Genomic DNA, 9,371 nt, shown 5'->3' on the forward strand with positions numbered 1-9,371 from the left:
CGCCGCGCCAGGTCGGGCAGGGCGGCGAACAGCTTGTGCGTATAGGGATGGCGTGGCGAGGCAAAGAAGGCCGCGCGCGGCGCCTCTTCGACGATCTCGCCGGCGTACATGACGCCGACGCGGGTCGCCATCTGCGCGACGACGCCGAGGTCGTGGGTGATCAGCAGCATACCCATCGCCCGTTCGGCCTGCACACGTCGCAGCAGTTCGAGGATCTGCGCCTGGATGGTGACGTCGAGCGCCGTCGTCGGCTCGTCGGCAATCAACAGACGCGGCTGGCCGGCCAGCGCAACCGCGATCATCACCCGCTGTTTCATGCCGCCCGAGAGCTGGAAGGGATATTCACCGAGGCGGCGCTCGGGGTCGGCAATGCCGACCGCCGTCAGCAGTTCGAGCGAACGCGCGCGTATCGCCTGCCCGGCCAGCCCGAGGTGACGTTCGAGCACCTCGGCCAACTGGCGACCGACGGTCAACACCGGATTGAGGCTGGTTGCCGGCTCCTGGAAGATCATCGCCATGCCGCCACCGCGAACACCGCGCATTTCGGCTTCCGGCAGCCGCAGCAGGTCACGGCCGGCGAATGAGACTTCGCCGCCGAGAATCCGCCCGGCAGTCGGCAGCAGCCGCAGCAGTGCCAGCGCCGTTGCCGACTTGCCGCAACCGGACTCGCCGAGCAGCGCCAGCGTCTCGCCGGCAGCGACCGCGAAGCCGATGCCATCGACCGCCGCCAGCAGTGATCGCCCGCTGGCAAAAGCGATCGAGAGATCGCGCACTTCGAGCAAGTGTTCTTCGTTCACGGTGGCTTCCTGGCTCATGCCGACCCCGTCAGGCGGGGGTCGAAAGCGTCGCGCACGGCGTCGGCCAGCAGGTTGGCTGCGAGCACCAGCGTGAACATGAAAACGAATGCTGCCGCCAGCGACCACCACACCATCGGTTCGCGGGCCAGCTCCAGGCGGGCATTGTTGATCATCGTTCCGAAGCTGATCATCGTCGGGTCGACGCCGATGCCGACGTAGGAAAGCACCGCCTCGGCGAGCACCAGGCTCGAAAAGTCCATCACCAGTGCGATGATCACGATGTGCATCAGGTTGGGGAAGATGTGGCGCGCGATGATGCGCAGGTCGGAAACACCAAAGGCCTGCGCCGCCTGGATGTACTCGAGTTCGCGCAGCTTCAGCGTCTCGCCGCGCAGCAGCCGGCACAGGCCGGTCCAACTGGTCACCCCGAGAATGAAGCAGAGTGCCAGCAGACGCAGGTCGGCGCGCTCGGCGGCGGTGGCGAACCATTGCGGATGCGTGTCGATCAGCACCTGCATCATCAGCACTGCGGCGGCGATCAGCAGCACGCCGGGAATCGAACTCAAGGTCGTGTACAGGTACTGGATCAGGTCATCGACCCAGCCGCGGAAGTAGCCGGCGACGACGCCGAGAAAGATCGCCACCGGCAGCATCACCAGGGTCGTGACCAGGCCGATGACCAGCGCCGTGCGAATGCTCTTGAGCACCTGATAGAGCACGTCCTGGCCAACCTTGTCGGTGCCGAAGACATGGTAATCGGTGGCCAGCATCGCCAGTGGCAGGCCGCACAGCAGCAATCCGGCGATCGCGGCGAGCACCGCATTGCAGGCCAGATCGCTCTCGTTGTGCCAGATCCGCCGCCATGCTTGCCGGTGCGAGCAGTGCTGGCGACGCGCCAGGAGCGCCGCGGTCGCTGCCGCCAGCGACCACCAGACCAGCATTGCCAGGCCGAGCGCGCGCAGGACGCGTTCAGCGACGTCGGCATCGCGGCGAGCCTCGTCGGCACCCAGATGCGCGCCGCCATGTTTCAGCCGCGGGTATTCGCGACTCTGCCGAAGCTGGCCGTCGGCATCGCGGACCTTGATCGACTCCTTGGCGTGTGCACGCGTCGCCAGGGGTTCCGAATAGGTTTTCTCGGTACGCGTGCGCAGCGGCGTCAGGAGGAAGTCGAGCAGCGACAGCACTTCGACCGAATAGACCGCAGTTTTCTCGCTGGCGGTGCCGACACCGCGACCGGCACTCTCTTCGAGGCGCGGCCGATAGTGCAGCGAATCGAGCAGACCGATGCAGACGAAGACCAGCAACACCGTTGCCGACGCCATTCCTGACCGGCTCCGGCCGACCCGCTGCCAGGCGGCGCGCCACAGCGGATTGCGCCGGGACAGCCAGCCGAGCACGCTCGCCGCCAGCACCAGCAGCCAGATCAGCCCGTCCGACCAGAGTACGACGGGGGCCATCAATGGAAACGAATCCGCGGGTCGACGAGGGTGTAGGAGAGATCGGTGAGGATCAGTCCGACGATGTACAACACCGAGCCGATGAACACCATCGCGCGCACGACGGCGAAGTCCTGCGCGTTGATCGCGTCGATGGTGTAGCTGCCGAGGCCGGGGATGCCGAAGAACGATTCGGTGAGCAGCGAGCCCATGAACAGCAGTGGAATCACCACCACCACGCCGGTCAGGATCGGAATCATGGCGTTCTGCAGGACATGCCGGAAGAGCACGGCCGCTTCGGCAAGCCCCTTGGCACGCGCGGTGCGGACATAGTCCTTGGCGATTTCCTCGAGGAAGATCGTGCGGTACCAGCGCGTCGAGGAGCCGATGCCGGAGATGACGCCGATCAGCACCGGCAGGATCAGGAACTTCCAGGCGTCGAGGCCGCCGCCATAACCCGAGATCGGCACCAGTCGCCAGATCTTGCTGACCAGATACTGGCCGCCGATGATGTAGAAGAGGCCCGAGATCGACATCATCGCGACGCACAGGACAACGCCCCAGAAATCGAGATAGCTGGCACGGAAGAAGGTCAGCAGCAAGGCAAACGAGACCGTCACCAGCAGGCCGAGAATGAAGGTCGGCAGGGCGATGGCCAGCGACGGGCCCATCCGCGAGACGATTTCCCTGGCAATGTCGCGACCGTCCTCGGCGCGCCCGAAATCGGCGGCGAACATGCGCGCCGATTTGGCGAAGAAGATGGTATCGGTGAACACCGCACTGCCGGTCGCCGCCGGGTTGATGAACAGCGGCTTGTCGTAACCGCGTTCGGCTTTCCAGCGCTCGATGGCTGCCGGCGTCACGCGCTTGACGCCAAGCTGCATGCGTGCCATGTCGTCGGGCGTGTTGACCACGAAGAACAGCGCGAAGGTGATCAGGTTGACGCCGATCAGGATCGGCACCGCGTAGAGCAGACGGCGAATGAGATAGGCAAGCATGGTTATCGTGAAAGTGGCTGTAGCGGGTTGGTCATCAACGGCTTCATCCGCGTGCCGTACTGCGCTCGCGGCGGCGATAGCCGAGCGCCGCCGGCAGGAACATGGCCAGGAGGAGAACGGCCATTGCCGCCAGCGGCCAGAGTACCGGCCGATTCCATTCCTGCCGCAGGCGCTGCCGCTCGGCGACGTCGATGCGCTGGTATTTGAGCGTATTGTGGCCGACCTCGGTCGGTTTGCGATTCTTGAGCCAGACATGGCTCAGCGTATAACTCGTCGGGTGAAAGCCGTAGATCCACGGTGCATCGTGCTGCAGCAGCGCCACCGCCTGGCGGATGATCGCCAGCCTCTCGACGCCGCGCGGTCCTTCGCTCTCCAGGTTCTTCATCTGTTCGAAGAGTTGGTCGAACGCCGGGTTGGCGTAGTTGGAAGCGTTCTCGCCGCCCTTGGCGACCTTGCCTTCGCGACTGGCGAGCAGGAACAGGAAGTTCTCGGGGTCCGGATAATCAGCATTCCAGCCCAGGTAGTAGAGCTGCACCGCCCCCTTGCGGACCTTCTCCTGAAAGCGGTTGAAATCGGTCGAGCGAACCACGAGCTGAATGTCGAGCTTGGCGAACTGGCGCGTCAGCCAGTCGAGTCGCGACTTGTCGCCCATGCCCCCGCCCGTGGTGTCGAGATTCAGCACCAGCGGCTCGCCGGTGCTGGCGTGGCGACCATTCGGCCAGCCCGCTTCGGCGAGCAGTTTCCTGGCCACGTCGATGGGCTTGCGCCGCGCCTGCCCGTCGATCCAGTCGTAGACCACCGGGTTGATGCCCGCGGCACCCTCGACATGACCGAAGATTCCCGGTGGCAGCGGGCCATGCGCGGCAATACCCCGACCGTTCATGAAAATCGAGATGAACTCCTCCTGATCGATGGCGATCGACAGCGCCTGACGCAGCTTTGTCTGCTCTTCTGCAAGGCCACCGACGACCGGGTCGAGCATGTTGAAACCCATGTAGAAGATCGAAGCGCGCACACTGGTCAGCAGGTGAATCCCCTTGCCACGCATCTCGTCACTCAATTGCACGTCGCCACCGACGCCGAGCCGAACTGCCTGGTCGAAGCTGTCGGAGGAAATCCCCGAAGCGTCGTAATAGCCCTGCAGGAACTTGTTCCAGTAGGGAATGCTCTCCTTTTCGCGCGAGAAGACCGCCTGGTCGATGAATGGCAGCGCCTTGCCGCAGTCGGCCAGCAGCCCGTCGGCCTGGTCTTCGGGGTCGCCCAGGCAGGGATAGGTCTCGCCGTGGAAGTTCGGGTTACGTTCGAGGACCATGCGGCTGTTCGGATTGTTCTGCGTCAGCATGAACGGGCCGGTGCCGACCGGATACCAGTCGAGCGTCAGATTCTTCGCGGCCATGCCGGGCTGGTGGTAGAAACGGTCGACTTCGCGCGGTACCGGCGCGAAGAAGGGCATCGCCAGCCAGTACACGAACTGTGGGTACTTGCCGCGCAGGGTGATGCGATAGGTATGGCGGTCGACCCGCGTGACGCCGCTGAGCGCAAAGCGGTCGAGATCGATCCAGGCGTCCGGTGGCAGCGTCCTGGCTTCTGCCTGCAGCGCGGCGCCGAGTTCGCGCAGGCCGACGATGCGCTCGGCCATCATCCCGAAGATCGGCGAATGCAGGCGTGGATGCGCCAGGCGTTTGATCTCGTAGATGTAATCGTCGGCGATCAGCTCGCGGCTGGCTGTGGCGCGAAAATCGGCAATCTTCTCGATGCCGCGCAGTTGTTCACGGTCGAGATTCCGATACCAGGGTTGACCGGCGGCATCGCTGGCAAAGGCCGGATGCGGTTGATAGCGGATGCCGGGGCGAAGGCGAATCTCGTAAACACTGTGCGCAATGGTTTCTGCCGGCGCAGTCGCCGGCAGTTCGCGACCGCGATCGTCGTAATAACGCGGTGTCGGCACGGCCTCGCTGGTCAGGGGAATCAGCGTGTACGGTCGCTTCAGGTAATGGTATTGCAGCGGTGGCTCATAGATCTGTGCGGTGAAGGTGATTTCGTCCTCGGTGTAGGACTGCACCGGGTCGAGATGCTTGGGCCGCTCGGTGAATGCCGAGTAGAGGATGTTCTGGCCGCGTTCGGCGCGCGGATAGGGGTCGTTCTGCTCGCTGCCACAGGCCGTGAGCAGGAGCAGCAGCGACAGAACAGTGAAGCGGAAAAAAGGCATGGGCCGAAGTGTAGCGCGAAGTGGGCGGTTCCGTTGCCGAACCGATGGCCACTGGCCATGTTGCCGGGGACGCCTGGCGAGACGGACCGCGGCCAGCAGGCTGACGCGCCCATTGCGTCACTTCAGGCAGTTTGCGCAGCGAAGGACGGGGGCTTGACGGGGAAGCGGCGGCGCTGGAATGGATCGCGCTACGCTGCGCAGTAGCCACTGATGATCGCACCCCGGCTGACGCTATTGCTATTCCTTGACGATCAGTTCGGCAATCCAGCGCTTGAAGTCGCTCAGCCTCGGGTCATAGCTCTCGCAGGCCATCAGACTTTGCCCGAACACGTAGGCGTAGAGCAGTAGACTGCGGCTCTTCGCCTCGTCGTCGGCAAGGCCGCGAGCAACGAACAGTTTGCGGGTGCATTCCAGACGGCAGTGGTCGACTTCCTCGACCACGGCGGCGGCCTGGGCATCCCGGCGTGCCCATTCGCGTACCGCCAGTTCGATCGAGATGCCTTTGTGGTTGCGCGTGGCGCCGTAGACCTCGATCAGGTGCAGGAGTTGTTCGTGCTCCTTGCCAGGCGTGGCCACCGTCTGCTTGTTGATGTCGCGGATGCGACCGTCACGCCAGGTCGTGAGAACGGCATTGAAGAGGTCCTGACGGTCCTTGAAATGCCAGTAGAAACTGCCCTTGGTGACGCCAAAGTCTTTCGCCAGAACCTCGATCCGCATGCCTTGCACGCCCTGTTCGGCAAGTACTGCGATGGCTGCCTCGACCCACTCGTTGCGGTCGAGTGCCGCCCGTGGCCGGGTATTTCTGTGCTTCATCGTCCGTGCTCCTTTCCTGAATCACGCAGCTAAGGCAATATTACTATTTCACGCACCGCTGCCGCGGGCTATGGTGTTGACAGGCATCACTCCATACGGTACCGTACGCCATCCATACGCTCTGGTATGGCGCATTGTCCGGTGAGCATTCGGCAATGTCAAACGCGGCCTGCCTGGATCGCGATTGCTATCGATTACGCTGCAGTAATAAAGGAGAGAAAAATTGAAGATCCTCGTGCCAGTCAAACGGGTGGTGGATTACAACGTCAAGGTGCGCGTCAAGGCGGATGCGAGCGACGTCGATCTGGCCAACGTCAAAATGTCGATGAATCCCTTCGACGAAATCGCCGTCGAGGAGGCGGTGCGCCTCAAGGAAGCCGGTATCGCTACGGAGGTGGTGGTGGTTTCGGCGGGGGTGGCGAATTGCCAGGAAACCCTGCGCACGGCGATGGCCATCGGCGCCGACCGCGGCATTCTCGTCCAGAGTGAAGGCGAATTACAGCCACTGGCCGTCGCCAAACTGCTCAAGGCGGTGTGTGAGAATGAACAACCGCAGATGGTCTTGTGCGGCAAGCAGGCGATCGACGACGATGCCAACCAGACCGGGCAGATGCTGGCCGGTCTGATGAACTGGCCGCAGGCGACCTTCGCCTCGAAGATCGTCGTCGCGGGCGGGCGGGCGACGGTCACCCGCGAGATCGATGGCGGTCTTGAAACCATCGAAGTGCCGTTGCCAGCGGTGGTTTCTGTCGACCTGCGCCTTAACGAGCCGCGCTACGCGACCCTGCCGAACATCATGAAAGCCAAGCGGAAGCCGCTCGCGACGACCACTCCGGCGGCGCTCGGCGTCGATGTCGCATCGCGCCTGAAGACACTGAAGGTTGCCGAACCGCCGAAACGAACGGCGGGCATCAAGGTGGCCGATGCCGCCGATCTGGTGATGAAACTCAAGACTGAAGCAAAGGTGATCTGACCATGGCCATTCTCGTTATTGCTGAGCACGACAATATCTCGATCAAGGCGGCGACACTCCATGCCGTCACTGCGGCAACCCGGATCGGTGGTGACATCCACCTGCTGGTTGCCGGCAGCGCCTGTGCGCCGGCAGCCGAGTCGGCGGCACGGATCAGCGGGGTGAGCAAGGTGCTGGTCGCCGACGCTGCTGCCTATGCCGAGCGGTCGCCCGAGAACCTCGCCGCGCTGGTCGTGGCGCAGGCTGCCGCCTATTCTCACCTGCTGGCTGCTGCGACCACCAGCGGCAAGAACTTTCTGCCCCGCGTCGCCGCCTTGCTCGACGTGGCGCAGATCTCCGAGATCATCGCCGTCGATTCCGCCGATACTTTCCGGCGGCCGATCTACGCCGGCAATGTGGTTGCCACCGTCCAGTCGGCCGACCCGATCAAGGTCATCAGCGTGCGCGCGACCGCTTTCGAAGCGGCAGGCGAGGGCGGCCATGCCAGTATCGAGACTCTCGCTGCGGGCCCCGATGTGGCCAGGAGCAAGTTGATCGGCCGCGAACTGACCAAGTCCGAACGTCCCGAACTCACCGCCGCCAAGGTCATTATTTCGGGGGGGCGCGGCATGGGCAGCAACGAGAACTTCCATAAATTGCTCGAACCCCTGGCCGACAAGCTGACGGCTGCCGTGGGGGCATCGCGCGCGGCGGTGGATGCCGGTTATGCCCCGAACGACTATCAGGTTGGTCAGACGGGCAAGATCGTAGCGCCGCAGCTCTACATCGCGGTCGGCATTTCGGGGGCCATCCAGCATCTGGCCGGAATGAAGGACAGCAAGGTGATTGTGGCCATCAACAAGGACGCTGAAGCGCCGATCTTTCAGGTTGCCGATTACGGGCTGGTCGGCGACCTCTTCGAAGTCCTGCCGGCGCTGCAGGCTGCCCTCGGCTGAGCCTTCCCGGGAACCGGGACCGCGGCATGAACTTGCCGGACGGACTGCTCGACGGGCAATGGACCTGGCTGGCATGGTTGCTGTTTGCCGCGCTCGCCTGGCTGGCGGCCAGACGGGCGCCGTGGCGGGTGCTGGCCGACAGCACCCGTCTGAACGCCTTTCTGGCGATGATCGTCGCGCTGATCCTGCTCTGGCATCTGCAGGCCGGAGTCAGACCTGGCCTGTCCCTGCATCTGCTTGGCGCGACGCTGTTGACCCTATGTTTCGGATGGTCGCTGGCATTCATCGGCCTTTGCCTGGTTCTGGTCGGGGTCAGCCTGAACGGAGCCGCCGGCAGCGAGGCTTTTGCAATCAACGCCCTGCTGATGGCGGGCGTCGGCGTGGCCGTGAGCCAGGGACTGCACCGGCTGGTCGAATGGCTGCTGCCGCGCCACCTGTTCGTCTATATTTTTTGCAAGGGCTTCTTCACCGCAGCGCTGGCGGTGATGGCTGTCGGCGTGACGGTATGCCTGCTGCTGGCGCTGGCCGGGGCCTACTCCAGCGAGTATCTGATTGGCGAGTATCTCCCGTATTTCTTTCTGCTGGGTTTTTCAGAGGCCTGGCTTTCGGGAATGTTCGTTACCCTGTTTGCCGTTTATCGGCCGGATTTGCTGGCGGATTTTGAGGATGCACAGTTTCTCGGAACAAAATGACTTCTCTTTGTCAATTCTCCGCACGCCACGGTGCGCATTCCTGATGGCGCTGCCCATTTCCGGCTTCTGGCCGGGCCTCCTGCCCATGATCTGTGCGCTGCTCCTGCTGCTGGCGGTGCCCGAGGCGCCCGCGCTGTCGCGGGCAGCAGACCCCGCGGCAGCGGCGCAGCAAGATCCGGACCCTCTGCCGGGAGTCAGGCAGCGCGTGCTGCCGGCAGCGGCCGGCGGGGTCAATGCTGAACCGACGATGCCCTTGCGCCTGAGCGAAGAACTGTCTGCTTCACCCGCAACGACCGACCTTGGCCGTCAGTTGCTGCGCCTTGAACAGCGGACGATCGAGATCCTCAGAGATGGGAATACGGACCAGCAGGTGCTGAGCGACAAGCTGGCCTGGCTCGAAGCCAACGTCGCAGAACTGAGACGGGCAGAGGAGCACCTTGCCGGTGTGGCGGCGGCGATACCCTCGCCCGTGGCAACTCCTCCCGGCGGCGCTACTGCAGTGGGGGCGCCGCCGCCGG

At 63.9% G+C, this 9,371-nt stretch carries 9 protein-coding genes; 4 read left to right on the top strand and 5 right to left on the bottom strand.

Annotation, left to right across the window (positions count from 1 at the left end; translation table 11 throughout):
• From CAPSK01_RS00380 to CAPSK01_RS00400, 5 genes are all read right to left on the bottom strand, one after another.
• The coding region (locus CAPSK01_RS00380) for an ABC transporter ATP-binding protein (protein ID WP_273702822.1) at positions 1-782 on the bottom strand (782 nt) is incomplete at its 3' end.
• Positions 783-811: 29 nt separating this feature from the next.
• Positions 812-2,254, bottom strand: coding sequence for an ABC transporter permease (locus tag CAPSK01_RS00385; RefSeq protein WP_034920859.1), 1,443 nt, complete (start codon positions 2,252-2,254; stop codon positions 812-814).
• Positions 2,254-3,231 carry an ABC transporter permease gene (locus tag CAPSK01_RS00390; RefSeq protein WP_034920861.1) on the bottom strand — a complete coding sequence of 326 codons (978 nt, stop codon included), beginning with the start codon at positions 3,229-3,231 and terminating at the stop codon, positions 2,254-2,256. Before CAPSK01_RS00390 ends, CAPSK01_RS00385 begins: the two co-directional genes overlap by 1 nt.
• A gap of 43 nt (positions 3,232-3,274) precedes the next feature.
• A complete protein-coding gene (locus CAPSK01_RS00395) occupies positions 3,275-5,440 on the bottom strand; it encodes an ABC transporter substrate-binding protein (RefSeq protein WP_034920863.1) in 2,166 nt (721 codons plus the stop codon).
• A gap of 237 nt (positions 5,441-5,677) precedes the next feature.
• Positions 5,678-6,253 carry a TetR/AcrR family transcriptional regulator gene (locus tag CAPSK01_RS00400; protein ID WP_034920865.1) on the bottom strand — a complete coding sequence of 192 codons (576 nt, stop codon included), beginning with the start codon at positions 6,251-6,253 and terminating at the stop codon, positions 5,678-5,680.
• 223 nt (positions 6,254-6,476) lie between these two features.
• Here CAPSK01_RS00400 and CAPSK01_RS00405 point away from each other — a divergent pair, with 223 nt between their 5' ends.
• The 4 genes from CAPSK01_RS00405 to CAPSK01_RS00420 all read left to right on the top strand — a co-directional run.
• Positions 6,477-7,226: an electron transfer flavoprotein subunit beta/FixA family protein gene (locus CAPSK01_RS00405; RefSeq protein ID WP_034920867.1), complete on the top strand. Its 750-nt coding sequence runs from the start codon at positions 6,477-6,479 to the stop codon at positions 7,224-7,226.
• A gap of 2 nt (positions 7,227-7,228) precedes the next feature.
• The gene (locus CAPSK01_RS00410) at positions 7,229-8,161 is read left to right on the top strand and encodes an FAD-binding protein (RefSeq protein WP_034920869.1); all 933 of its coding nucleotides are present in this window, start codon (positions 7,229-7,231) and stop codon (positions 8,159-8,161) included.
• A gap of 26 nt (positions 8,162-8,187) precedes the next feature.
• Positions 8,188-8,853 (top strand): energy-coupling factor ABC transporter permease, encoded by a 666-nt coding sequence (locus CAPSK01_RS00415; protein WP_034920871.1) that lies wholly within the window; start codon positions 8,188-8,190, stop codon positions 8,851-8,853.
• A 43-nt stretch (positions 8,854-8,896) separates the two neighbouring features.
• Positions 8,897-9,371: hypothetical protein (locus CAPSK01_RS00420; RefSeq protein WP_034920872.1), on the top strand; the 475-nt coding region annotated here is incomplete at its 3' end.

It is taken from the genome of Candidatus Accumulibacter vicinus (assembly GCF_000584955.1).
Taxonomy (GTDB): Bacteria; Pseudomonadota; Gammaproteobacteria; order Burkholderiales; family Rhodocyclaceae; genus Accumulibacter; species Accumulibacter vicinus.